The sequence below is a fragment of the Brachybacterium muris genome (assembly GCF_016907455.1).
GTDB lineage: Bacteria > Actinomycetota > Actinomycetes > Actinomycetales > Dermabacteraceae > Brachybacterium > Brachybacterium muris.
Genome location: NZ_JAFBCB010000001.1, coordinates 584516 through 609528, shown reverse-complemented (window position 1 = coordinate 609528; position 25013 = coordinate 584516). Strand labels below are relative to the sequence as shown.

22 protein-coding genes and 2 pseudogenes are annotated in these 25013 nt (G+C 68.6%); 12 read left to right on the top strand and 12 right to left on the bottom strand.

Annotation, left to right across the window (positions count from 1 at the left end):
• Positions 1-9: 9 nt before the first annotated feature.
• Genes guaA through JOD52_RS02795 form a run of 3 tightly spaced genes read right to left on the bottom strand, consistent with a single transcriptional unit; the run spans position 10 to position 2945 of the window.
• Positions 10-1632, bottom strand: coding sequence for a glutamine-hydrolyzing GMP synthase (gene guaA / locus JOD52_RS02805; protein WP_204408731.1), 1623 nt, complete (start codon positions 1630-1632; stop codon positions 10-12).
• Between the two features lie 18 nt (positions 1633-1650).
• Positions 1651-2064 carry a DUF3817 domain-containing protein gene (locus JOD52_RS02800; protein WP_204408730.1) on the bottom strand — a complete coding sequence of 138 codons (414 nt, stop codon included), beginning with the start codon at positions 2062-2064 and terminating at the stop codon, positions 1651-1653.
• Positions 2061-2945, bottom strand: coding sequence for an SURF1 family protein (locus JOD52_RS02795; RefSeq protein WP_204408729.1), 885 nt, complete (start codon positions 2943-2945; stop codon positions 2061-2063). Before JOD52_RS02795 ends, JOD52_RS02800 begins: the two co-directional genes overlap by 4 nt.
• A gap of 108 nt (positions 2946-3053) precedes the next feature.
• Between JOD52_RS02795 and pta the strand changes: the two genes are divergently transcribed.
• The 3 genes from pta (at position 3054) to JOD52_RS02780 (ending at position 7191) form a co-directional block, all read left to right on the top strand.
• Positions 3054-5150: a phosphate acetyltransferase gene (gene pta, locus JOD52_RS02790; RefSeq protein ID WP_204411451.1), complete on the top strand. Its 2097-nt coding sequence runs from the start codon at positions 3054-3056 to the stop codon at positions 5148-5150.
• Positions 5151-5262: 112 nt separating this feature from the next.
• On the top strand, positions 5263-6483 hold the full coding sequence (locus JOD52_RS02785) for an acetate kinase (protein WP_017822254.1): 1221 nt from the start codon (positions 5263-5265) through the stop codon (positions 6481-6483).
• A gap of 120 nt (positions 6484-6603) precedes the next feature.
• Positions 6604-7191 carry a hypothetical protein gene (locus tag JOD52_RS02780; RefSeq protein WP_204408728.1) on the top strand — a complete coding sequence of 196 codons (588 nt, stop codon included), beginning with the start codon at positions 6604-6606 and terminating at the stop codon, positions 7189-7191.
• Between the two features lie 65 nt (positions 7192-7256).
• Here the strand turns inward: JOD52_RS02780 and JOD52_RS02775 are convergent, their stop codons facing one another.
• Genes JOD52_RS02775 through JOD52_RS02765 form a run of 3 tightly spaced genes read right to left on the bottom strand, consistent with a single transcriptional unit; the run spans position 7257 to position 9968 of the window.
• Positions 7257-7820, bottom strand: coding sequence for a GNAT family N-acetyltransferase (locus JOD52_RS02775; RefSeq protein WP_204408727.1), 564 nt, complete (start codon positions 7818-7820; stop codon positions 7257-7259).
• Positions 7821-7857: 37 nt separating this feature from the next.
• Positions 7858-8832, bottom strand: a complete 975-nt coding sequence (locus JOD52_RS02770) for a hypothetical protein (protein ID WP_204408726.1) — start codon at positions 8830-8832, stop codon at positions 7858-7860.
• A 26-nt stretch (positions 8833-8858) separates the two neighbouring features.
• Positions 8859-9968, bottom strand: a complete 1110-nt coding sequence (locus JOD52_RS02765; protein WP_204408725.1) for a GuaB3 family IMP dehydrogenase-related protein — start codon at positions 9966-9968, stop codon at positions 8859-8861.
• 58 nt (positions 9969-10026) lie between these two features.
• On the opposite strand from JOD52_RS02765, the gene JOD52_RS02760 reads away from it, so the two are divergent.
• Entirely contained in the window at positions 10027-10689 is a 663-nt protein-coding gene (locus JOD52_RS02760; RefSeq protein WP_204408724.1) for a hypothetical protein, read from the top strand.
• Here the strand turns inward: JOD52_RS02760 and JOD52_RS02755 are convergent.
• The 3 genes from JOD52_RS02755 to guaB all read right to left on the bottom strand — a co-directional run bounded on the left by JOD52_RS02755 (position 10640) and on the right by guaB (position 13425).
• A complete protein-coding gene (locus tag JOD52_RS02755; protein ID WP_204408723.1) occupies positions 10640-11362 on the bottom strand; it encodes an exonuclease domain-containing protein in 723 nt (240 codons plus the stop codon). The genes JOD52_RS02760 and JOD52_RS02755 overlap by 50 nt on opposite strands.
• A 121-nt stretch (positions 11363-11483) precedes the next feature.
• The gene (locus tag JOD52_RS02750; protein WP_204408722.1) at positions 11484-11825 is read right to left on the bottom strand and encodes a hypothetical protein; all 342 of its coding nucleotides are present in this window, start codon (positions 11823-11825) and stop codon (positions 11484-11486) included.
• Positions 11826-11925: 100 nt separating this feature from the next.
• A complete protein-coding gene (gene guaB / locus JOD52_RS02745; protein WP_204408721.1) occupies positions 11926-13425 on the bottom strand; it encodes an IMP dehydrogenase in 1500 nt (499 codons plus the stop codon).
• A gap of 96 nt (positions 13426-13521) precedes the next feature.
• On the opposite strand from guaB, the gene JOD52_RS02740 reads away from it, so the two are divergent.
• Entirely contained in the window at positions 13522-13980 is a 459-nt protein-coding gene (locus JOD52_RS02740) for a VOC family protein (protein WP_204408720.1), read from the top strand.
• A gap of 224 nt (positions 13981-14204) precedes the next feature.
• Positions 14205-15872, top strand: coding sequence for an inorganic phosphate transporter (locus JOD52_RS02735; protein WP_204408719.1), 1668 nt, complete (start codon positions 14205-14207; stop codon positions 15870-15872).
• 71 nt (positions 15873-15943) lie between these two features.
• On the opposite strand, the gene JOD52_RS02730 is transcribed toward JOD52_RS02735, so the two are convergent.
• Complete coding sequence (locus tag JOD52_RS02730; RefSeq protein WP_239551751.1) at positions 15944-17290, bottom strand: threonine/serine exporter family protein; 1347 nt, start codon at positions 17288-17290, stop codon at positions 15944-15946.
• 74 nt (positions 17291-17364) lie between these two features.
• Here JOD52_RS02730 and JOD52_RS02725 point away from each other — a divergent pair, with 74 nt between their 5' ends.
• From JOD52_RS02725 to JOD52_RS02700, 6 genes and pseudogenes are all read left to right on the top strand, one after another.
• Positions 17365-18516, top strand: coding sequence for an AAA family ATPase (locus tag JOD52_RS02725; RefSeq protein ID WP_017822264.1), 1152 nt, complete (start codon positions 17365-17367; stop codon positions 18514-18516).
• Entirely contained in the window at positions 18516-18923 is a 408-nt protein-coding gene (locus JOD52_RS02720) for a hypothetical protein (protein WP_204408718.1), read from the top strand. Before JOD52_RS02725 ends, JOD52_RS02720 begins: the two co-directional genes overlap by 1 nt.
• A 92-nt stretch (positions 18924-19015) precedes the next feature.
• A pseudogene (locus JOD52_RS02715) lies at positions 19016-19717 on the top strand (transposase family protein); the annotation flags it as partial.
• Between the two features lie 161 nt (positions 19718-19878).
• Positions 19879-21441: an IS21 family transposase gene (gene istA / locus JOD52_RS02710; protein WP_204408388.1), complete on the top strand. Its 1563-nt coding sequence runs from the start codon at positions 19879-19881 to the stop codon at positions 21439-21441.
• Positions 21438-22184, top strand: a complete 747-nt coding sequence (locus tag JOD52_RS02705; RefSeq protein WP_338124028.1) for an ATP-binding protein — start codon at positions 21438-21440, stop codon at positions 22182-22184. The genes istA (JOD52_RS02710) and JOD52_RS02705 overlap by 4 nt, the downstream gene beginning before the upstream one ends.
• Before the next feature lie 109 nt (positions 22185-22293).
• Positions 22294-22593: pseudogene (locus JOD52_RS02700) on the top strand (transposase); the annotation flags it as partial.
• Positions 22594-22702: 109 nt separating this feature from the next.
• On the opposite strand, the gene JOD52_RS02695 reads toward JOD52_RS02700, so the two are convergent.
• Both JOD52_RS02695 and istA (JOD52_RS02690) read right to left on the bottom strand, forming a co-directional pair.
• Positions 22703-23449: an ATP-binding protein gene (locus JOD52_RS02695; RefSeq protein ID WP_338124028.1), complete on the bottom strand. Its 747-nt coding sequence runs from the start codon at positions 23447-23449 to the stop codon at positions 22703-22705.
• Positions 23446-25008, bottom strand: coding sequence for an IS21 family transposase (gene istA / locus JOD52_RS02690; RefSeq protein ID WP_204408388.1), 1563 nt, complete (start codon positions 25006-25008; stop codon positions 23446-23448). The genes JOD52_RS02695 and istA (JOD52_RS02690) overlap by 4 nt, the downstream gene beginning before the upstream one ends.
• Positions 25009-25013 lie beyond the last annotated feature (5 nt).

Here is a 25013-nt window from a genome sequence, read left to right as displayed (position 1 = left end):
GGCGCGGGATCACTCCCACTCGATGGTGCCCGGGGGCTTGCTGGTCACGTCCAGCACCACCCGGTTGATCTCCGGCACCTCGTTGGTGATGCGGGTGGAGATGCGGCCCAGCACGTCGTAGGGCACCTTGGCCCAGTCCGCGGTCATGGCGTCGTCGCTGGTGACGGGGCGCAGCACGATCGGGTGGCCGTAGGTGCGGCCATCGCCCTGCACGCCCACGGAGCGCACATCGGCCAGCAGCACCACGGGGCACTGCCAGATGTCGCGGTCCAGCCCCGCGGCGGTGAGCTCGGCACGGGCGATCGCGTCCGCGCGGCGCAGGATGTCCAGCCGCTCCCGGGTGACCTCGCCGATGATGCGGATGCCCAGGCCGGGCCCGGGGAACGGCTGGCGCCACACGATCTCGTCGGGCAGGTCCAGCTCGGAGCCCACGGCCCGCACCTCGTCCTTGAACAGGGTGCGCAGCGGCTCGACCAGCTCGAAGGAGAGGTCCTCCGGCAGGCCGCCCACGTTGTGGTGGCTCTTGATGTTCGCGGCGCCCTCGCCGCCGCCGGACTCCACAACGTCCGGGTACAGGGTGCCCTGCACCAGGAAGGCGGTGGCATCAGCGCTGGTGGTGTGGGTGCCGCCGTCGGCCTCTGCCTCCACCACGCCCTGCTCGCGCAGGATGTCGGCCTGGGCGCGCTCGAAGGTACGGATGAACTCGCGGCCGATGATCTTGCGCTTCTGCTCGGGGTCGGTCACCCCGGCGAGCGCCTCGAGGAACTGGGCCTCGGCATCGACCACCACGAGCTTCGCGCCGCCGGTGGATTCGCCGAAGGCCTTCTCGATCTGCGCGGACTCGTCCTGCCGCATGAGGCCGTGGTTGACGTAGACGCAGGTGAGGCGCTCACCGATGGCACGCTGCACCAGGGCCGCGGCGACGGCGGAGTCCACCCCACCGGAGAGGGCGCAGATGGCGGTGCCCTCTGCGACCTGTTCGCGGATCCGCTCCACCTGCTCCTCGATCACATTGCCGGTGGTCCAGGTGGGTTCGATGCCCGCGCCGCGGTACAGGAAGTTCTCCAGCACCTCCTGGCCACGGTCGGAGTGCCCCACCTCGGGGTGCCACTGCACCCCGTACAGGCGCTTGCCGGGATGCTCGAAAGCGGCGACAGGGCTACCGGCGGAGGTGGCGACCACCTGGAAGCCCTCAGGGGCGGCGGTGACGGAGTCGCCGTGGCTCATCCACACGTTCTGGTCCAGGTCCTGCTGGGCGAGCAGCTGGGAGGCGCCGTCGACGGCCTCCAGGCGGGTGGCGCCGTACTCGCGCACGCCGGTGGGTGCCACGGTGCCGTCCAGCGCCGCGGCCATGGACTGGAAGCCGTAGCACAGGCCCAGCACCGGCACCCCGGCCTCCAGCAGTGCCGGGTCCAGGCGCGGTGCGCCCGGCTCGTACACCGAGCTGGGACCTCCGGACAGGATGATCGCCAGCGGCTTCCGGGCCAGGATCTCCTGGACGGGCATGGTGTGCGGGACGACCTCGGAGTAGACGTCTGCCTCGCGGACCCGGCGCGCGATCAGCTGCGCGTACTGGGCCCCGAAGTCGACGACGAGGACCGGATCTGCATCGGTGTTCTCAGCTGTGCTCACGGCCCCGAGTCTACGGCGTCAGGCGAGGCGTGCTTCGTCCTGGAGGGTGGGGCGGCGCTTGAGGTCGGCCTCCACCTTCTGGTGGGTCCAGCGCTCCCCGAAGAAGGACAGCACCGGCACCACACCGAAGAACATCAGCAGCAGCATCTGGCCGATCCCCCAACGCATCCGCAGCCACAGGTAGAAGGCGAGCACCACGTAGATCATGTAGATCAGTCCGTGGATCGGGGACCAGATCTCGGAGACCTGGTCCCAGGTGTGGGAGGTGGAGGTGAACAGTCCCTCGCCGCCGTAGACGCCGTAGCGCATCACCATGATCGCCACCAGCACCAGCAGTGCGATGCCCTCCACGATGGAGGCGATGCGGAAGCGGGCGAAGGAGGTGCGCACGGCCACTTCGTCGAGGGGGCGGGTGGTGGAGGCCACGGTCATACGTCCTTAGGTGCTGTCGATGTGTGGGAGGTAAGAGGCATCTGCGATGCCGATGCGGCCGTGACGGGGTCACCCCCGGCATCAGGGTCACCCCCGGCGTCGGTGCGCCCGTCGATCTCGCGCTGCAGGGCCTCGCGCCGGTCGGCCAGTTCATCCAGGTAGGCGGTGCGCACGGAGCGCCACCACAGGTACAGGAAGAACGCCCCGAACAGTATCCACTGCGCCGCATACCCGATGTTCTGCCAGTCAAGGCCCCGGGTGAACGCGGATTGCGCCGTGGGCATGGGGGCCAGACCCTCCGCCTGAGAGGTCTGGGCGACGTATCCGGCGTACATCGGTCCACCCCATTCGTTGACCAGCAGTGGGGTGGCGATCTCGGAGGCCACTCCGTCCCGGATGCCGTCGGAGGCGGCCTCGCTGGCCTCGATGCGGCCGGTGATCTGCACCTGTCCGGTCGGGGGCGGCGGGACGAGGGCCGGGTCGAGCTCGCCGTCGGCACCGGTGACGTCCGCGGTGGGGAGCCAGCCCCGCGCGACAGGCAGACGGGCGGTGCTGCCGTCGGGAAGGTCGAGGTGGAGGGCGGAGATCACGATGGCGGCGTCGGCGCCGTCGATCCGGCGGCCGGGCACCAGCAGCTGCTCGGCGGGGTCGAAGGCGCCGGTCGCATCGACCAGATTGCCCACCATGTCATTGGTCACAGCACCGCCCACCTCGAGCACGTCCTGCACCTCGCCGAGGGACGTCGGTCCGTCATCACGGGAGGTGAGCGCGCGGTGTGCGCGGTCCCACTGCCAGGAGGCCAGCAGTCCGCACACCAGCGTCGCGGCCACCATCAGGGCGAGCAGCCCCAGCATGCGGGGACGGAGAGCGGTGCGCAGCATGGCCCCATGGTAGGAGCGTCGCCTGGGACGCTCGTCGGTATCCGGCCACGGCGAGGCAGCGGAGGACCGATGGGACTCATGGCCTCCCGTTCCCAGGCCGATGACCGTATGGTGGGGACCGTGTCCCAGAGTGTCTATGTCGCCAGTCCGGAGGGGATGACCGGGAAGTCGATGGTGGCTTTCGGCCTGCTCGAAGCCCTCGCATCCCAGTCTGATCGGGTCGGAGTGTTCCGCCCGGTCGTCAAGGCCGATCGCGCGCGTGACTACGCGGTCGACCTGCTCACCAGGCATCCCGCCGTGGATCAGTCCTATGAGGACGCCATCGGGGTGGACTACCAGCTGATGCTGTCCGACCCGGACAAGGCGCACGAGCAGATCCTGCGCCGCCACCGTGAACTGGCCGAGCGCTACTCGGTGCTGGTGGTGCTGGGCTCGGACTACGACGACCTCGCCAACCCCGCCGAGCTCGCCTTCAACGCCGAGGTGGCCGCGAACCTGGGCGCCTCCGTGGTTCTGGTGCTGTCGGGCCTGGACCGCAGCCCCGATCAGATCGGGGCCCTGGCCTCCGTGTCCCTCAGCGAGTTCGCCGGGCACCATGCCCCGCCGATCGCCGTGGTGGTCAATCGTGCCGCCGAGACCTCCATCGATGCGATCCGCGAGGCCGTGCAGGGTCGGTTCGCCGACGGCATCGTCGCGGTGATCCCGGAGAACCCGGTGATCATGGCCCCCACCGTGCAGGAGGTGAAGGACGCCGTCGAGGGCACCCTGCTGCAGGGCAATCCCGAGTGGATGGGCCGCGTGGCCATCGGCACCGTGGTGGCCGCGATGAGCCTGCCCAACGTGCTCAGCCACCTCACCGAGAACTGCACCGTGGTCACTCCCGGTGACCGCTTCGACCTGCTCCCGGGTCTGCTGATGGCCCAGCAGTCCGGCACCTTCCCCGCCCTGTCCTCGATCGTGCTGACCGGCGGCTACGAGATCCCCGACGAGGTGACCCGCCTGGTCTCCGGCATCCAGCAGGACCTGCCGGTGATCGCCACCGAGCTGTCCACCTTCGAGACCGCGGTCCGGGTCTCGAGGACCCGCGGTCGCCTCCACGCTTCCAGTCCGCAGAAGCTGGACGCGGCCCGTCGTGCGGTTGCGGAGCACCTGCCCACCCCGACGCTGCTGAAGGCCCTGGAGCTGAACCGCTCCGAGGTGGTCACCCCGATGATGTTCGAGTTCGAGCTGTTGGCGCGTGCCCGCGGCGAGAAGAAGCGCATCGTGCTGCCCGAGGGCGACGAGCCGCGGATCATCGCTGCCGCGGAGACGATCCTGGCCCGCGGTGTGGCCGATCTGATCCTGCTGGGCGACGAGAACGCGATCCGCGCCAAGGCCGCACAGCTGGGGCACGACATCTCCGACGCGCGCGTGGTCTCCCCGCAGGACCCTGAGCTGCTGGAGAAGTACTCCGCGGAGTACGCGCGCCTGCGCGCCAAAAAGGGCGTGACCCTGGAGCAGGCCCGTGAGAAGGTGCAGGACGTCTCGTACTTCGGCACCATGATGGTGCAGATGGGCGAGGCCGACGGCATGGTCTCCGGCGCGGTGCACTCCACCGCCCACACCATTCGGCCGTCCTTCGAGATCATCAAGACCAAGCCGGGGGCGAAGATCGTCTCCTCCGTGTTCCTGATGGCGCTGGAGGACCGGGTGCTGGTGTACGGCGACTGCGCCGTGAATCCCGACCCCACCGCCGAGCAGCTGGCCGACATCGCCGTGCAGTCCGCCGCAACCGCCAAGCAGTTCGGCATCGACCCGCGGGTGGCGATGCTGTCCTACTCCACCGGCACCTCGGGCACCGGGGCGGACGTGGACAAGGTGCGTGAGGCCACCGCCATCGTGCGCGGGGAGAACCCCGACCTCGACGTCGAGGGCCCCATCCAGTACGACGCCGCGGTGGACGTGTCGGTGGCCAAGACCAAGCTGCCGGACTCCTCCGTGGCCGGTCGCGCCACCGTGTTCGTGTTCCCGGACCTCAACACCGGCAACAACACCTACAAGGCCGTGCAGCGCTCCGCCGGGGCGATCGCCATCGGCCCGGTGCTGCAGGGCCTGAACAAGCCGGTCAACGACCTCTCTCGCGGCGCGCTGGTGGACGACATCATCAACACCGTGGTGATCACTGCCATCCAGGCGCAGGCCGAGTCCGCTTCCATCCAGAGCTGATCCCCGGGCGCCGCTCGCCGCGCACCGAGATCACACTGCTGACCACGGGCGTCACCGCCGCCCGCCATCACCGCCACCCGTGCCTTCCGCACCGACCAGGAGACATCACCCCATGACAGCAACCACCGCCGAATCCCGCGTCCTCGTCATCAACTCCGGCTCGTCCTCCCTGAAGTTCCAGCTGCTCTCCCCCACCGACGGCACCGTCGACGCCACCGGCATCGTGGAGCGCATCGGCCTGGACATGGGAGCTGCACGCATCAGCGCCGGGGAGCAGGAGTCGACGTTCGCCGGCCCGGTGCCGGACCACGTCGAGGCGATGCGGATCGTGGAGCAGCTCTTCGGCGAGGTGGGCCTGTCGCTGACCGACGACCGCATCACCGCGGTGGGGCACCGCGTCGTCCAGGGCGGTGCCCGCTTCGGCGGCCCCACCCTGGTCACCGATGACGTGCGTCAGGACGTGTACGACCTGGGCCGCCTGGCCCCGCTGCACAACTACGCGGCGGTGGAGGGCATCGACGGTGCCCGCAAGCTGCTGCCGGACGTCCCGCACGTGGTGGTCTTCGACACCGCCTTCTTCACCGCGCTGCCGGACTCCGCGGCCACCTACGCGCTGGCCAAGGACTTCGCTCAGCAGTACGAGGTGCGCCGCTACGGCGCGCACGGCACCAGCCACCGCTATGTCTCCGAGACCGTGGCCGAGCACCTGGCCGCGCAGGGCAAGGATGTCTCGGACCTGCGCCAGATCGTGCTGCACCTGGGCAACGGTGCTTCTGCCTCCGCGATCCGTGGTGGCCGCCCGCTCGACACCTCGATGGGCCTGACCCCGCTGGAGGGCCTGGTGATGGGCACCCGCACCGGTGACATCGATCCCTCGGTGTACGTCCACCTGCACCGTCAGGCCGGCCTCAGCGCAGACGAGATCGACACCATCCTCAACAAGCGCTCCGGCATGCAGGGCCTGTGCGGGATGAGCGACTTCCGCGACATCACCGCGGCGGTGGACGCCGGCGACAAGACCGCCGAGCTGGCACTGGAGGTGTACGTGCACCGGCTGCGCAAGTACATCGGCTCCTACTCCTTCGTGCTGGGCGGCGTGGACACCATCACCTTCACCGCCGGCATCGGCGAGAACGTATGGCAGGTGCGCGAGCAGGCGCTGGCGGGCCTGGAGGGCTTCGGCATCGAGCTGGACCTGGAGAAGAACCGCGAGCGCTCCAAGGAGCTGCGCGTGATCTCCACCCCCGAGAGCGCGGTGACCGTGCTGGTGGTCCCCACCGACGAGGAGTTCGCGATCGCTCAGCAGGCCGCAGAGGTCGCCGCCTCGCTCTGAGCGGCGCACCCACGACGACATCGGGCCCGGCATGCACCAGCGTGCCGGGCCCGATCGTCCTCCAGTCGCGGATCGGTCGTTAGGCTGGCCCCACCTGCCGCCTTCGCACCAGGAGTGACCATGACCTACCAGCCCTCCTTCGGACCCTCCTACGGGCCGCAGTCCGGTTCCGCCTACCCGCAGCAGCCGCCGCCCAAGCGGCGCGGCGTCAAGCGCACCGTCTTCGGTGCGATCGGGCTGGTCCTGAACGCCTTCGGCCTGATCGTGATGCCAATCCTCGGTGTCCTGCTGGGTGGTGTGATCGGGGCGATGGGAATGCTGGATGCGGAGGCGATCGACCCCAGCGGCGGCACCTTCGAGGCCAGCACCATGAGCATCCACTACCTCGCCGTCCCGGCCGATGCCGTCGAGACCGTCACCTGCGAGGTGGAGGGCCAGGACGTGACCATCGAACCGGACACCGCCAACACCCCGGTAGGAGTGATCAACGGGGTCGAGCACGTGACCGTGTACACCATCAATGCCGTCGGAGACCAGCAGGTGACCGTGAGCTGCCAGGGCACCGACTCCCTGGCACTGTCGGAGATGGGGATGACCGGGTTCTTCGTGAGCACGGTGGTCAGCTTCATCATCCCGGTGGTCCTTGGCCTGGCCTCGCTGGTGCTCCTGATCTGGGGGATCCTCGCGCTGGTGCGCTCCCGCAGCTGACGCCGGGCAGCGGGCACGTGGGTGACTCATCACCTGCCGCTGTCACGTCATCCGTCGCTCCAGCGTCACTGGTCGATACGCCCGAGCAGGCCCTCCCGCACCGCCGGGTACTCCTCAGCGATGATGCTGAAGTAGGCGGCGTCGGCGATGGTGCCGTCGGCCGCTCGACGGAACCGGCGCAGCGTGCCCTCGTAGGTGGCCCCCAGCCGCTGGATCGCCCCGCGTGAGCGGGTGTTGCGGCTGTCGCAGCGAAGTGCCACCCGTGCCACGGAGAAGGCGGCGAAGGCATGGTCCAGAAGCAGCAGCTTCACCGTGGGGTTCAGGGTGCTGCCCCACTGATCACGGGCGTAGAAGGTGTGGCCGATCTCGACGCGCAATCCTGGCACCAGGTCGTAGAAGGCGGTGCGACCGACCACTGTGCCGTCGCGCTCCACGGTGAAGCCGTACAGGGCCGGGCTCCCGGTGAGCTCGGCCAGATGCGCGGTCATCTCCGCGTCGGTGCGCGGCAGGGGGCAACTCATTCCCGCCCAGATCCCCTCATCCACCAGGGCGCGGAGAGCGGCAGCGTCCCCGAGGACGAGCGGGCGCAGGCGAACAGGGCCGCGCGTGAGAGTGATGTCGTGCTGCACAGGGACTCCTGCCGCTGGTGCCGAGGGGTCTGGCGGGTCAGTGCTGGGACGGTGCGTCCGCATCCTTGGCCGGGCTGTCATCGTCGGGCCCGTCGCTGTCCTCGGTGGTGCCCTCCGCCGATGTCCCGGCCGCGGATGAGGAACCGGACCCGCTGCCCGAGTACACCGAGTACGAGCCAGGGTACACGGCGGAGGGGGTGTACACGTCACCCACGGAGTACAGCGAGGACGAACTGGACGCCCCCTCGGCAGGTGTGGCCGGAGACGCTGCATGGGCGGGAGCCGACGGAGTCACAGAGGACTCCCCCGGTGTGGAGGCCGTCGTGGTGGTGAAGGTCGTCGTGTACTCGAACGAGGTCGACGGTGACGACGAGGAGGGCGCAGTGAGCGAGGACCTGTACTCGTACGGCGCCGCCGGCTCGTCGGCGCCGTCGGTGGCGTCCAGGCCCCTGTCGAGGTCCTGATCCGGCTGGTGGCCCGGTCGCCGGCCGTGCTCCCGCGGCAGCGCCAGCTCAGGCTCCGGCCGGGGTGTGGGCTGCTCCTGGCCACCGGCGCCGTGGTGGGGCTCCCCCAGGTCGTCTCGTTCCTGGTCGCGGAGCGCAGCCGATGCGGCGGCCGCCCCGGCCACCCCGGCCGCGCCGGCCGCGCCGGCCTCGGCGAGACGGTCGAAGAGGTTGGACACCGTGTCGTCCTCCCACATCTCCGGGTCCCCGGGAAGGATCTCGCGCTCGTCCCGGCGGTTCTCGCTGCGCCCGATCGCCACTCTCAGCGCCGAGTACTCGTCGTCCTCCCGCGCAGAGCGCTCACGAGCGGGCCGGTTCTGTCTCGCCTCGAACTTCCGGGCGTCGGCCTCGCGGCGGCGACGTGCATGATGCCGTTGCTGGCGTCGGATCCTCGCCTGTTCGAGGGCCTGCTGACGGCTCTTCTCGTCCCTCGTCTCGGACAGCTTCTTCGCCACGACGATGATGATCCAGATCGCCGCGACGATCGGCAGGAACCCGAACCCGTCCATCCCCGTCCCCCGTCCTCGATCCCGGCTCAGAAGGTGGTGACGACCTCGACGCGCTGGAACTCCTTGAGGTCCAGGTAACCGGTGGTCGCCATGGCGTGGCGCAGCGCGCCCACCATGTTGGTGGTGCCGTCGGCCGTGACCGACGGGCCGAACAGGATCTGCTCGAGCGGGCCGGCGGTGCCGACCGCGACCCGGTGCCCGCGGGTGAGGGTGGGGTGGTGGGCCTCGCTGCCCCAGTGGTAGCCGCGACCGGGGGCCTCCTCGGCGCGGGCCAGGGCGGCACCCACCATCAGACCGTCGGCGCCACAGGCGATGGCCTTGACCATGTCACCGGAGTGACCCAGGCCGCCATCGGCAATGACGTGTACGTAGCGGCCACCGGACTCGTCCATGTAGTCGCGGCGGGCGCCTGCCACATCAGCGACGGCGCTGGCCAGCGGCACCGAGATGCCCAGCGTCTCGCGCGTGGTGTGGGAGGCGCCGCCGCCGAAGCCCACCAGCACACCGGCGGCACCGGTGCGCATCAGGTGCAGGGCCGCGGTGTACGTGGCGCAGCCGCCCACGATCACCGGGACGTCCAGCTCGTAGATGAACCTCTTGAGGTTCAGCGGCTCGCGACCGGAGGAGACGTGCTCGGCCGAGACGGTGGTGCCGCGGATGAAGAACAGGTCCACCCCGGCATCCACGACCGTCTTCCAGTGCTCCTGGGTGCGCTGTGGCGACAGGGAGCCGGCGGCGGTGACACCGGCGTCGCGCAGTTCGCGGATCCGGTCACGGATCAGCTCGGGCTTGATCGGCTCGGAGTACACCTCGCGCATCAGCTCGACCACGTCGTCGTCCGCGGCGGCGGCGATGCGGTCGTAGTAGCGGGTGGGGTCCTCGTAGCGGGTCCACAGGCCCTCGAGGTCCAGCACGCCCAGGCCCCCGAGCTTGCCCAGGGCGATCGCGGTGGCCGGGGACATGGAGGAGTCCATGGGGGCACCGAAGATCGGGATGTCGAAGTGGTAGGCGTCCATCTGCCAGGCGGTGGAGACGTCCTCGGGGTCCCTGGTGCGGCGGGATGGCACCACCGCCACGTCGTCGAGGCTGTAGCTGCGTCGTCCCCGCTTGTTGCGGCCGATCTCGATCTCGTTCATCACACGGGCGAGTCTATCCTCGCGCCGTCCCCGCGGCCTGGGCGACTACCGTTGAGGCATGGACGACAGCGACCGCATCCCCGGGGACTCCGCCGACGGCGTCCGCCCGGCACGGGCTCGTGGTCGGGCCAAGGGAGCGGGGACGGGGGCCCGGGTGGGCCCGCTCTCCCCGGTGTGGGCGGCGGTGCCCTCGGTGGTGGGGCTGGTGCTGGCGATCCCGGCGGCGGTCGAGGCCTTCGGCACCGCGGCCGATGCGCGCGGGCCCGGATACCTGGTGCCGCTGCTGTTCTACCTGGCCCTGCTGGCCGGCGGCTACTCGCTGGGTCGGCTGGCGCAGATGAGTCTCGCGGCCGCCCGCTGGGATGTCGAGGCGCAGGACGGGGTGCCGTCCCGGCGGGTGATGGGCGCCCATTCGATGCACGCGACCTGGGTGGCCGGCGTGGGCGGCTCGCTGCTGCTGATGGGAGCGCTGGGCATGTGGTCCGCGCTCGACGGTGGCATCTCGGGTCTGGAACCGGGCTTCTCGATGATCGTGGCGGGTGCTGTGACCGGATTGCTCGGGATGGCGCTGGGCCGGTGGACCACTGATCGGTGGCAGCAGCACGTCGAGCACGACGAGAGACTGCAGAAGCAGGCGCGTGAGCGCCGCTTGAGCGACCCGCTGGGCCGGATCAGAGAGGCCAGTCGAGACTCACGTCAGGATTCCGGCCCTTCTTCTTGAGGAACTCGTTGAAGTTCTCGGCCCAGGAGCGGTGCCAGGTGATCTGCTGCTGGTGCAGGTCCTCCAGGCTGGAGGCACCCACCTGTGGGTGAGCCGTGACGATCGCCCGCAGGACGTCCAGGGTGGCAGAGACGTCCACGTCGGCGGTGTGCAGGCGGCCATCCTGCTGGATGCCGTAATGGGCGAGCAGGTCGGTGAGGGTGCGCTTGCCCTTGCGGAACCGGTCCACCCCGCGGTCCACCACCAGCGGGTCGATCACCGGGGCGATCACGTGGCCCACCCGGTCGGTGAGGGTGGGCAGGCCCAGGCGCCGCAGTTCGTTCTCCAGGATCGCCAGGTCAAAGCTGCCGTTGAAGGCGACGATGGGCACATCCTTCGCCAGCGCCTCGGCCAGCATCGAGGCGACCTCCTCCAATGCCTCCGCGGCCTTCATTCCGTGGGCGCGGGCGTGCTCGGTGGAGATGCCGTGCACCCGCTGCGCACCCTCGGGAATCTCCATCTCCGGGTCGATCAGCCAGGTGGCGACCGTCTCCCCCAAGCGGCCCGGGGCCACGGAGTGCACCAGGGCCACAGTGACGATGCGATCCCGGGCCACATCCGTGCCGGTGGTCTCGGTATCGAAGCCGAGCAGGGGGCGCTGGGTCCAGGCGGTGGTGGTCTCCGTGGCGGTCATGGTCCCAGGGTAGGGGCCGGGGCTGACATCCCGGGCCGCGGTGCCGGCCGCTGTGGACGAAGCCGCGCTGGGGAGGGAGGCCGGCCCATCTCGGGCCGGCCGGCCTCATACGGTCGAGGGGTCAGCTGAGCGAGGAGGCGATCAGCACTGCCGGGATCGCGAACGCCGCGAACCACACGGCGGGGGCGAACAGCCCGGTCAGGATGCCGGTCAATGCACCGCCCAGTCGCTCCTTGCGCACCAGCGCGACGATGCCGGTGACCAGTGCCACGAGCGCGATCAGCGACCACAGCAGGAAGGACCCCATTCCCAGGGTCACCAGGGTCTGATAGCCCTCGGGGGTGTCGCTCAGGAAGCGGCCGGCCTCGGCCTGCTGCTGGGCGATGGTGGATCCGATCAGCCCGGCGACGATCCCGCCGCCGAGCAGGGACACCAGGCCCAGGATCAGCGAGATGCGTCCCATCGGTTCCCGGTCCTGGCGGTCGTGGCAGCGTTCGCGGCGGGACCGGTTGCGGATGTGGCAGTGCCGGGCGCAACGGTGCCAGGCCCCCGCACCGTCCTGATCAGTGCGAGGAGTAGTTGGGCGCCTCCATGATCGCGGCCAGGTCATGAGGGTGGGACTCCTTCAGACCGGCCGGGGTGATCCGCACGAACTGGCCCTTGTCCTTCAGCTCGGGCACAGTGTGGGCGCCCACGTAGAACATGGACTGGTGCAGGCCGCCCACCAGCTGGTGCAGCACGCTGCCCAGCGGGCCTCGGTAGGCGACCCGGCCCTCGATGCCCTCGGGAACGATCTTGTCGTCGCTGGAGACGTCGGCCTGGAAGTAGCGGTCCTTGGAAAAGGACTTCTTGCCGCGGGAGGCCATCGCACCCAGAGAGCCCATGCCGCGGTAGGACTTGAACTGCTTGCCGTTGACCAGCACCACCTCACCCGGGGACTCCTCGGTGCCGGCCAGCAGGGAGCCCACCATCACGGAGTCCGCGCCGGCCACCAGGGCCTTGGCGATGTCACCGGAGTACTGCAGGCCACCGTCGCCGATCAAGGGGACACCGGCGGGCTTGGTGGCCTTGGAGGCCTCGTGGATGGCGGTGATCTGGGGGACGCCCACGCCTGCCACCACGCGGGTGGTGCAGATGGAGCCGGGGCCCACGCCCACCTTCACCGCGTCCACACCGGCGTCCACCAGGGCCTGGGCCCCGGCCTGGGTGGCGACGTTGCCGCCGATCACCTGCACGCCGTCGAAGTAGGAATCGGACTTGATGCGCTGGATCATCTCGCGGGCCAGGCGGGCGTGGCCGTTGGCGGTGTCCACCACCAGCACGTCCACACCGGCGTCACGCAGGGCGCCCGCACGGTCGATGGAGTCGCCGAAGAAGCCCACCCCGGCGCCCACCAGCAGGCGCCCCTGCCCGTCCTTGGAGGCATCGGGGAACTGCTCGGACTTCACGAAGTCCTTCACCGTGATCAGGCCGCGCAGGGTGCCATCGGCGGCGACCAGCGGCAGGCGCTCGCGCTTGTTCTTGCGCAACATAGCGGTGGCCTGCTCGGGGGTGACATCCTCCGGTGCAGTGAACAGCTCGGTGGTCATCACGTCGGCCACGCGGGTGGTGGCCCATTCGGCCACCGGGATGAACCGCAGATCACGGTTGGTGCAGATGCCCAGCAGCTGGTTCTTCTCATCCACCACCGGCAGGCCGGAGACACGGAACTGGCCGCACAGGGAGTCGAAGTCCTCGAGGGTGGCGTCGGGGCCGATGGTGATCGGGTTGGAGATGCGGCCGGTCTGGGTGCGCTTGACCAGGTCCACCTGGTGGGCCTGGTCCTCGATGGAGAGGTTGCGGTGCAGGATGCCGATGCCGCCGTGGCGGGCCATGGCGATCGCCATCCGCGACTCGGTCACGGTGTCCATAGCGGCGCTCGCCAGCGGCACCCGCAGGGAGATCTCCCTGGTCAGATGGGTACCCGTGTCCACCTCGGAGGGGATCACATCCGTCTCCCCCGGCAGCAGCAGCACGTCGTCGTAGGTCAGGCCGATGAAACCGAAGGGGTCCGCGCTCGTCATGGATCGATGCTACCCATGCCGTCGCGGAGGTATCACCCCGCGGGACCGTGGTCCCTGACACGTGCCCTGTTCCTGTGCAGGGCCTACAGTCGATCCATGACCTCACCCACCCCGTACCTCCATTTCCCCGGCACCGCGCGCGAAGCCCTGGGTTTCTACGCGGAGGTGTTCGGCGGTGAGCTCACCCTGCACACCTTCGCCGACTTCGGCCGGGACGACGGCCCCGGTGCCGCGATCGCGCACGGTGTGCTGACCGGCCCCGTCTCCCTCTACGCGGCCGACGCCGTCGAAGGAGACCCGCAGCTGCGCACCGACGGTCTGATGTTCGCACTGCTGGGCGCCGCTGAGCCTGCCGTGCTGCGCCGCTGGTACGCGCGGCTGGCTTCCGAGGGCACCGTCGTCGACGAGCTGCAGCGCAGGCCCTGGGGCGCCTCGGACGGGCAGGTGCGGGACCGCTACGGCCTGCTGTGGCTGATCGGCTTCGAGCACCAGCAGTCGGGCGATCTCGCACCGGCCACGACCTCGGCGGACGACTCGTCCTCGACCGACCGCTGACCACGCTCGACCACGGAACGCGGGACTCCTGTCCCGCGTTGTGCCCCTGAGGCTGTGCGCGTGCACGTGTGCTCCGAGCGCGTGCACGTGATGTCGTTCTCTGTATTCACGCAAGGTTCACCCCGGCGTTGTTGACGTCCTAGAGTGAGCACGTCCTCGCCAGGAATCATGGGTGTGCACGTGACCCGCGGATCCTCCCCTCTCCACCCTCGGGAACCACGACGATGCCACGCACCCACGAGCCGGGCTCCAGCGATCGCCCGGCTGTTTCGGGCAGGGCCGCGCCGGCTCAGTACGGCGCACTCGGCCCCGACCGGAACTGGCACCTCGGTGCCGGGCTGATTCTGGTCGCCACGGCTGTTGCCTTCACCATCTGGGCGTTCACCCACACCGGCACCGGGGTGAACAGCTTCATCCTGATCCTCGCGATCGCCTTCGGCCTGTTCATGGCGTTCAACATCGGCGGCAACGACGTCGCCAACTCCTTCGGCACGAGCGTGGGCGCCGGCACCCTCACCATGAAGCAGGCCCTCGTGGTGGCGGCCGTGTTCGAGGTCTCCGGTGCAGTGCTCGCCGGCGGCTCGGTCACCGAGACGGTGCGCAGCGGCATCGTGGACCTCGGTGGCCTGCAGTCCGATGCACCAGCCTTCGCCTACATCATGATGTCGGCCCTACTGGGAGCTGCGGTGTGGCTACTACTGGCCACCCGGATGGGCTGGCCGGTCTCGACCACCCACGCGATCATCGGCGGCATCGTGGGCGCAGCTGTGACCACCGGCCTGGTCACCGGGACCGGCGGTCTGGCGATGGTGCAGTGGGGCGAGATCGGGCAGATCGCGGTCTCCTGGGTGCTCTCCCCGCTGCTCGGCGGGATCGCGGCGTACCTGCTGTTCGGTGCGATCAAGCGCCGCATCCTGGCCCCGGCGGCCAGGGCGATCGCCCTGGGCTCACGCGGATTCGATGAGGACGACGACGAGGACGACGACAACGACGCGTCCGAGGACGAGTCCCGCCACGTCCCCGGCTACGAGCGCGTCACCGAACTGCAGCAGTCCGCATTCGCCGAGTCCGCCGAGCTGGACCGCCGCCCGGGCAGCCCCGGCGCGGAACTGGTGGAGCAGGCCGGCCAGCTGAGCAAGAAGGAGCGCAAGGCCGCCCGCAACGTGGAGCGCAAGGCCGCCTACCACGCCCTGGAGAAGCGGGTCCCCCCGCTCGCGGCGGGCGCCGCGGTGGTGATCGCCGCCATGCTGATGTTCAAGGGTCTGGGCAACGTGGGCCTGGAGTTCACTCTCTGGCGCGCCGGGGTCATGCTGATCATGCTGGCGGTCGGCGTGTGGATGGCCACCACGGTTTTCGCCCGCGCCCTGCGCAAGCAGACCATCTCCCGCGCCACCTTCATCATGTTCAGCTGGCTGCAGGTGTTCACCGCCTGCGCCTTCGCGTTCAGCCACGGTGCGAACGACATCGCCAACGCGGTGGGCCCGTTCGCTGCGGTACTCGATGTGCTGCGCACCGGGACCGTCAGTCAGGAGGCCGCGGTGCCCATGGCTGTGCTGATCGCGTTTGGGGTGGCTCTCATCGCCGGTCTGTGGTTCGTGGGACGCAAGGTGATCCACACCGTCGGGACGGGGCTGACCTCGATGCACCCCTCCTCCGGGTTCGCTGCCGAACTGGCCGCAGCGGCCACGGTGCTGCTGGCCTCCGTGCTGGGCCTCCCGGTCTCCTCCACGCACATCCTGATCGGTGCAGTGCTCGGTGTGGGCATCGTGAACCGGGCAGCGAACTGGAAGCTGATGCGGCCCATCTTCCTGGCCTGGATCATCACCCTGCCTGCCGCGGCGGGTATCGGCGCCGTGACCGTGCTGCTGCTGCGCGCGCTGTTCCTGGCCTGATCATCTGGCGTCCCTGCTCAGCGCCGGAACGGACGGCGAGCAGGACATCCATCAGCCGTGCGGCTGTGGACTCACGTGGGCTGGTGCACCCGTCGCCATGCTGGTGAGGTGGCCAGGTGTGCCAGGGCCAGACCGAACGCAGCGGCCAGCACCGTCTGCACCGCCTCCTGCAGCAGCAGCACGCTGCCGGCCAGCTCCCCCGCATTGAGCGTCGCGAACCCGCTGTACATCGCGTAGCCGGGGATCATGATCACCACCGCCGGCACGGAGATCGAGATGCGTGGCACGTGCCTGATCCGGGCGATCACGTACGCGGCCACCCCCACCAGCACCGTGGCCGCGAGGGTGGCCAGCTGCACGGGGATCCCGCCTTCGGTCATCAGGAAGCGCAGGGAGTTGGCCACCGTGGACACCGTCGCAGCGGCCACCGCGATCTTCCACGGGGAGTTGAAGATGATCGCGAAGCCCAGCACACCGATGAACGTGGCCAGGGCCCTCAACGGCAGCTCCAGCTCGAACGGCAGTCCCAGCGGGGTGGCGGGGTGCGTCTCCACCCCGGCGGCCACGCTCACCGTCCAGATGGACGCCGCAGCGCCCAGGATGATCATCGCCGCGTAGGTGAGCCTGGCCATCCCCGCGGAGAAGTCCGATCGCACCAGGTCCAGGATCCCGGTGATCATCGGGAAGCCCGGCACCAGGAACAGCACCGAGGCCATGAACCCGCCGAGGTTCCCCGGCCCGATCCAGCCCAGCTGCGCAGGGATACCCACCACGGTGAGGTACAGGCTCGCCGTCACCACCGCGGCGATCACGGTGACCAGCAGATGGTTCCACTGGCGCAGCTGGAACACCCGCCGTACGGCCTGCCCCACGGTGGCGGCCAGCAGCACCGCCAGGATCTCGATGAGGCCGGCCTGGTTAAGGAAGGCGAAGGCCGCGCAGGCGATGCCGGCGGCAAGAGCGTTCACCGGGCGGGAGTACAGCGAGCCACGAGCGTTGATCCGGGCCAGGGCCTCGAACACGTCGGCCGCGGTGGCACCGCGCGGGGGCAGGGACTCCACGTAGCGTTGGGTGCGGTACAGGCGGTCCACGTCCACACCCACGTGCTTCGGCTGGGTGATGCGAGTGCGGTAGCGGCCGTTCAGGGTGGCCGTGGCGGTGATGTCGGTGTAGGTGACGATCGAGGTGAAGGAGTCCAGGCCGAGGGCACGGGCGGTGCGGCTCATCGCCACCTTCACCCGGTAGGACGCCATGCCACCGGCCAGCAGCTCGCTGCCCACCGCGGCCGCCGCCTCGGAGCGGATGGTGAGGGAGTCGGCCACCCCGATGGGGCTGGTCGAGGTGGGCACCGGCCGGGACCCAGGCCGATGGTCCCCCGGTTCCCGCTCCGGTGCCGGTGACGCGGCGTTGCTGGTCATACAGCGAGCCTACCGGCGGTTCCCACGCCACAACTCACCGGTAGACTCCCGCCATCATGACGGAAGGAGGGCCCATGCGATTCACACACATGAACGTCCAAAACTGGCGGAACTTCAAGGACGTCCAGTTCCCAATCGAGGACAGACTGTTCATCGTGGGACCCAACGCCGCGGGGAAATCAAATCTGCTAGATGTGTTCCGGTTCCTTACGGACATAGCCCGGCCCGGCGGAGGTCTCGCGGCCGCCTTCGCTGATCGGGGCGGCTTCAGTGCGGTGCGGTCCCTCTTCGCACGCAACCACCGTTACGGACAGGTATCGGTGACCGCACATTTCAGCGACGATGCAGATGAGTGGACGTACCACCTCGCCGTCAAGGGCGAGCAGCGCGGCCACCATCGCGCTCTCGTCGCAGAAGAAGTGGTCACGCGCAACGGCGAAGAGTTGTTGCGACGCCCCGATGCCTCCGACGAAGCCGATCCGGAACTGCTGACCCAGACCCACCTGGAACAGATCACGGCCAACAAATCGTTCCGCGAACTTGCCGAGCACCTCCAGAAGACGCGGTACTTCCATCCGGTTCCACAGATCATCCGCAACCCCGGTTTCTTCCACGCATCCGGGCCGCGCGACCCTTTCGGCAGCGACGTCATTAAGCAGATGAACGAAACGGCGTCGCGGACCCGATCGGCGTGGCTGCAGAAGATAGAGAACGCGCTGCAGGCTGCTGTACCCCAGTTCGAGTCCCTGAGCGTTGAGCCCGATGCGTCCGGGGTCCCCCACCTGCACGCCACCTACCGCAATTGGCGCCCCGCCCCCACCCGGCAGACCGAGTCGGAGCTGTCCGATGGGACGCTGCGCTTGATCGGCCTGCTGTGGACGCTCGTCAGCGCCCCCTCCTCCGGTGGAGTGCTCCTGTTCGAGGAACCAGAGCTGTCTTTGAACGCGGGAATCGTTCGCACCGTGCCCGCTCTTCTTGCCCGTGTGCAGCGCGATCGCGATCTGCAAGTGCTGCTGTCCACGCACGCGCCAGAGCTCTTGGACGAGGAGACAGTTCTACCGGAGGAAGTGCTGGTCATGCGGGTCACAGAAGACGGCAGCACCGCCTCGTTGCTCTCCGACATTGCAGAGGTCCGGGCCGAGGTGGACTCAGGTCTCCCCTTGTCGGAGATCGTCCAATCTCTGATCGAACCCGTCGCGGCGCGTCAATTGGCTTTGCGGCTATGATGACTGCGGGCATCACCGTCGTTGTGGAGGGAGATTCCGACGTCGCGGCCGCTCGGGCTGTCATCGAGGCTGCGGGCAGGTCCCCTGGTCGCGTCTTCGTCAAGCGCGGCACGGGGGCGCTGGATAGAGATCTGCACAAATACATCTCGGCGAGTGCCCACGGTTCCTACGTCATCATTCGCGATTCAGACGGCGTCTGCCCCGTCGAGCTCCGCGAGGAACTTGTCGGAACAGTCTCGCCCCTGCCCCCGAGCTTCCAACTCCGTATCGCGCATGCGATGACGGAGGCCTGGCTCATGGCCGACCACGAGGGCTTCGCGCAGTACTTCTCCGTACGCACCGATGATCTGCCTGCTGCCCCGGAGATGATCAGAGACCCCAAACAGGCTCTTCACGGTTCGTGGTGATGGAGAGCGTCGCGTCGCTGGCGTAGAGCGGCTCGTGGTCCTGCTGTGATGGGTGTTGTCAAGACATCCATATCTCAGAGGACCACGAGCCTGTGTATGAGAGTACTGGTCCGCAGCGTGATGCTGCGAGCACGATCTTCAACCTGCCCAACTACCGCGTCGTTGACGCGATCGACCTGTCCGACGGAGGGCGTCAAGTGGTGATCGCCTCGAGCGTCCCACCCGGGTGCCCGTCGTGCGGGGTGATCGCGACGAAGGTCCACTCCCGCCGCTCTCAGCAGGTGCGAGACGTCCCCGTGGCCGGGACGGTTCAGGTGGTGTGGGCCAAGCGGCGCTGGTTCTGCCTCGAGCCGGCCTGCGCCCGGCGCACGTTCTGGGAAGCCACCGACCAGGTCCCCCGATACGCACGCTCGACCACCCGGCCGCGCGATCAGGTCGTCTCTGCGGTGATCACCTCGGGCCGGGCGGCCTCGGAAGTCGCTCAGGCCCATGGCGTCTCGTGGTGGCTGGTCCAGGCCGCGCTGGCGGCTGCCGCCGTGGCCCTGCCTGCCGTTGACGAGGTGCCGGTGACGCGCCTGGGCATCGATGAGCACCGCTACCGGTCGGTGCGCTGGTTCCGCACCGACGACGGTGCCTGGAGACGGTTCGAGCCCTGGATGACGACCCTGGTCGACCTGACCACTGGGCAGGTCCTCGGTATCGTCGACGGCCGGGACTCCACCGCCGTCGGTACCTGGCTCGCCCAACGCTCCGAGTGCTGGCGGGAGCGGATCGAGGTCGTCGCCATCGATCCTGAATATTCGCCTCGCTGGGGTCCGCTGATCGAGGGTTCGGGTGCCACGTCGCTGCCGTAGCGGTGGCGTCGTTCGGGACCACCAGTGGTGTCGTTGGGGCCGCTCTGTCTACGCTCCTTCCGCCGTGTGTATAGGGCACGCGGCGGAAGGAGCAATCTGGAATGGTACGGAAGATCAGGGCGAAGCTGGTGCTCCAGCTGCGCGCAGAAGGTCTGTCGGGGCGAGCGATTTCGTCCTCGCAGGGCATGTCCCGCAAGTCCGTGAGGGCGGTGTTCGAGGCCGCTGACGCTGCAGGGATCGGGTGGGGCGATATCGCGGACGTCGCCGATGAGCAGGTGTATGCCCGGTTGTTCCCGGGCCGGGGCGAGCACGAGAGCGTGTTCGCACAGCCGGACTGGGAACAGGTCCATCGAGAGATGGCCAGGGTCGGCGTGACGCTGAAGCTGTTGCACGGCGAGTACTTCGACGCGACCACGGCGGCTGGGGATCCGGCGATGGGGTATGACCGGTTTTGCCGCACCTACCAGCACCACGTCATGGTCACCGGTGCCGCTTCGAGAGTCGGTCACAAGGCCGGCCAGAGCGTGGAGGTCGACTGGTCCGGCCCCACGATGGAGCTGGCCGATCCGGTCACCGGCGAGGTCTCGAAGGTGTTCTTGTTCGTTGCCTGCCTGCCTTTTTCTCGTTACGCGTTCTGCTTCCCGGCGCTGGATATGCGCCAGGAGTCCTGGCTGCGAGCGCACGTAGCGATGTTCGAGGCGCTGGGCGGGACGGTCCCGAGGATCGTTCCGGACAACCTCAAGACCGGTGTGGTGAAGCACCCCCGCGAGGGCGAGATCGTCCTGAACGATGCGTATCGCGAGATGGCAGCGCATTACTCGGCGGCGGTGCTCCCGGGGAGGGTGCGGAAACCGAAAGACAAGGCGAGCGTGGAGAACACCGTCGCGCACGTCGCGACCTGGGTCATCGCCGGGCTGCGGGATCAGCGATTCACGTCCCTGCCCGAACTTGCAGCCGCCATCGGGCAGCGGATGGAGGCCTATAACGCGGAGCCGTTCCAGAAGCGGCCCGGATCCCGCGCCAGCGTGTTCGACGCGGAGGAGCGGCCGCTGCTGACGCCGCTGCCGGCGGTGCCCTACGAGATCTCGACATGGCACTACGGACGACGAGTGGGCAGGAACGGGCACGTCACGTTCGCGCGGAACTTCTACTCCGCGCCGTTCGCGCACATCGGCGCGAAGGTCGATCTGCGCATCACGGCCCGGACGCTGGAGATCTATCAGGGCAGCCAGCGACTGACCAGTCACCTGCTGCTCCCGGAGACCGCGAGCAATGAGTACCGCACCAACGACGCGGACCTACCTGCGGGCGAGCGTTTCCAGGCCTGGGACGCGCAGAGGGTGCGGGCGTGGGCAGATCGGGTCGGGCCGGCCACGGTGATCGTGATCCAGCGGATCTTCGAGTCCGTGCCGATCGTGGAACAGGGCCTGGATCCCGCGTTGGCGGTGCTACGGCTCTCTCGCCGCTTCTCCGTAGATCGGGTCGAGGCGGCCTGCGCACTCGCGCTGACGGGACGGGTCCGTTCACCGCGCTATGCGCATCTGCACCCGATCTTGGCCACCGGGCAGGACAAGGTCGCCGCCCTGCGTCCACCCCGCGAGGAACCCGCGGAAGACGGCGGATACGTCCGTGGCGCCGACTACTACGCCGGAGGTGTCCGGTGAGCGTGATCGATAACGACACGAAGCGGAAGCTGCGCGAGATGGGCGCGACCGCGCTGCTGGACGCGATCGATGCCCAGGATGAGGCTCACGTGCTGGGGATGTCGTTCCAGGAACGGCTCCAGCTGATCGTGGACGAGGCGCATTCCATCTTCAATCATGGAAAGGTCGAGGGTCTGATCCGCCGGGCGGGGCTGCGTTATCCCGGAGCGGACCTGCGGCGGCTGGATCTGGTCGAGGAACGGGGACTGAACCGGAACGTGATCGCGCAACTGGCAACCTGCTCCTTCATCCAGCGGCAACAGAACGTGGTCTTCCAGGGCTTCACCGGCTCAGGGAAGTCCTACCTCGGCTGCGCGCTGGCGAAGCAGGCCTGCCAGCACCGGCTCCGAGCCCACTACATCCGAATGCCCGACCTCGAAGAGGCCTGGGCCCTGGCAAAGGACAAGCCGCAGGGCCAGACGAAGTTCCTGCGGAAGTACTCCACGTTCTCGCTGCTGGTGATCGACGAGTGGCTGCTGGACCATCCTGACGAGGGAATGCGTTCGATGCTGCTGGAACTGCTCGAGCGCCGCTATGACACCGGCTCGACCGTGTTCTGCACCCAGTACCCGAAGAAGGACTGGCACGCCCGGCTCGGTGGAGCAGTCCACGCCGATGCGATCATGGACCGCATCGTGCACAACACAATCTGGATCGACACCGGCGACAGGAACATGCGAGAACACACCGCACTGCCCCAGTGACCCGATGCCGGCGGGAGCCAGTGGTCCCCACCGCGGCGGCTACTGGCCCCCGTCGGCACGATCGGCGGTCCCCAAGAGCAAGATTCGGTGGCTCCCACGACTACGAATACTCAATCCCTCAGCGGCGTTCCGCAAAGCACTGCGGACCTACCTGCCCCGCGCCGCGGTATCGGTCGACAAGTTCCACCTCGTCAAGCTGGGAAACGACATGGTCACCACTGTCAGGCAGCGCCTCGCCCGCACCCACCACGGTCGTCGGGGTCGCAAGGACGATCCGGCCTGGGCGCACCGGATGCTGCTGCTGCGAGGCGCTGACACCCTCACCCCGCGCGCCTGGGAGCGGCTCGAGGACGTGTTTGGCACCGATGACCCCACCGACGAGCTCTCCGCCGCCTGGGGCATCAATGAGTATTCGTAGTCGTGGGAGCCACCGAATCTTGCTCTTGGGGACCGCCGATCGTGCCGACGGGGGCCAGTAGCCGCCGCGGTGGGGACCACTGGCTCCCGCCGGCATCGGGTCACTGGGGCAGTGCGGTGTGTTCTCGCATGTTCCTGTCGCCGGTGTCGATCCAGATTGTGTTGTGCACGATGCGGTCCATGATCGCATCGGCGTGGACTGCTCCACCGAGCCGGGCGTGCCAGTCCTTCTTCGGGTACTGGGTGCAGAACACGGTCGAGCCGGTGTCATAGCGGCGCTCGAGCAGTTCCAGCAGCATCGAACGCATTCCCTCGTCAGGATGGTCCAGCAGCCACTCGTCGATCACCAGCAGCGAGAACGTGGAGTACTTCCGCAGGAACTTCGTCTGGCCCTGCGGCTTGTCCTTTGCCAGGGCCCAGGCCTCTTCGAGGTCGGGCATTCGGATGTAGTGGGCTCGGAGCCGGTGCTGGCAGGCCTGCTTCGCCAGCGCGCAGCCGAGGTAGGACTTCCCTGAGCCGGTGAAGCCCTGGAAGACCACGTTCTGTTGCCGCTGGATGAAGGAGCAGGTTGCCAGTTGCGCGATCACGTTCCGGTTCAGTCCCCGTTCCTCGACCAGATCCAGCCGCCGCAGGTCCGCTCCGGGATAACGCAGCCCCGCCCGGCGGATCAGACCCTCGACCTTTCCATGATTGAAGATGGAATGCGCCTCGTCCACGATCAGCTGGAGCCGTTCCTGGAACGACATCCCCAGCACGTGAGCCTCATCCTGGGCATCGATCGCGTCCAGCAGCGCGGTCGCGCCCATCTCGCGCAGCTTCCGCTTCGTGTCGTTATCGATCACGCTCACCGGACACCTCCGGCGTAGTAGTCGGCGCCACGGACGTATCCGCCGTCTTCCGCGGGTTCCTCGCGGGGTGGACGCAGGGCGGCGACCTTGTCCTGCCCGGTGGCCAAGATCGGGTGCAGATGCGCATAGCGCGGTGAACGGACCCGTCCCGTCAGCGCGAGTGCGCAGGCCGCCTCGACCCGATCTACGGAGAAGCGGCGAGAGAGCCGTAGCACCGCCAACGCGGGATCCAGGCCCTGTTCCACGATCGGCACGGACTCGAAGATCCGCTGGATCACGATCACCGTGGCCGGCCCGACCCGATCTGCCCACGCCCGCACCCTCTGCGCGTCCCAGGCCTGGAAACGCTCGCCCGCAGGTAGGTCCGCGTCGTTGGTGCGGTACTCATTGCTCGCGGTCTCCGGGAGCAGCAGGTGACTGGTCAGTCGCTGGCTGCCCTGATAGATCTCCAGCGTCCGGGCCGTGATGCGCAGATCGACCTTCGCGCCGATGTGCGCGAACGGCGCGGAGTAGAAGTTCCGCGCGAACGTGACGTGCCCGTTCCTGCCCACTCGTCGTCCGTAGTGCCATGTCGAGATCTCGTAGGGCACCGCCGGCAGCGGCGTCAGCAGCGGCCGCTCCTCCGCGTCGAACACGCTGGCGCGGGATCCGGGCCGCTTCTGGAACGGCTCCGCGTTATAGGCCTCCATCCGCTGCCCGATGGCGGCTGCAAGTTCGGGCAGGGACGTGAATCGCTGATCCCGCAGCCCGGCGATGACCCAGGTCGCGACGTGCGCGACGGTGTTCTCCACGCTCGCCTTGTCTTTCGGTTTCCGCACCCTCCCCGGGAGCACCGCCGCCGAGTAATGCGCTGCCATCTCGCGATACGCATCGTTCAGGACGATCTCGCCCTCGCGGGGGTGCTTCACCACACCGGTCTTGAGGTTGTCCGGAACGATCCTCGGGACCGTCCCGCCCAGCGCCTCGAACATCGCTACGTGCGCTCGCAGCCAGGACTCCTGGCGCATATCCAGCGCCGGGAAGCAGAACGCGTAACGAGAAAAAGGCAGGCAGGCAACGAACAAGAACACCTTCGAGACCTCGCCGGTGACCGGATCGGCCAGCTCCATCGTGGGGCCGGACCAGTCGACCTCCACGCTCTGGCCGGCCTTGTGACCGACTCTCGAAGCGGCACCGGTGACCATGACGTGGTGCTGGTAGGTGCGGCAAAACCGGTCATACCCCATCGCCGGATCCCCAGCCGCCGTGGTCGCGTCGAAGTACTCGCCGTGCAACAGCTTCAGCGTCACGCCGACCCTGGCCATCTCTCGATGGACCTGTTCCCAGTCCGGCTGTGCGAACACGCTCTCGTGCTCGCCCCGGCCCGGGAACAACCGGGCATACACCTGCTCATCGGCGACGTCCGCGATATCGCCCCACCCGATCCCTGCAGCGTCAGCGGCCTCGAACACCGCCCTCACGGACTTGCGGGACATGCCCTGCGAGGACGAAATCGCTCGCCCCGACAGACCTTCTGCGCGCAGCTGGAGCACCAGCTTCGCCCTGATCTTCCGTACCATTCCAG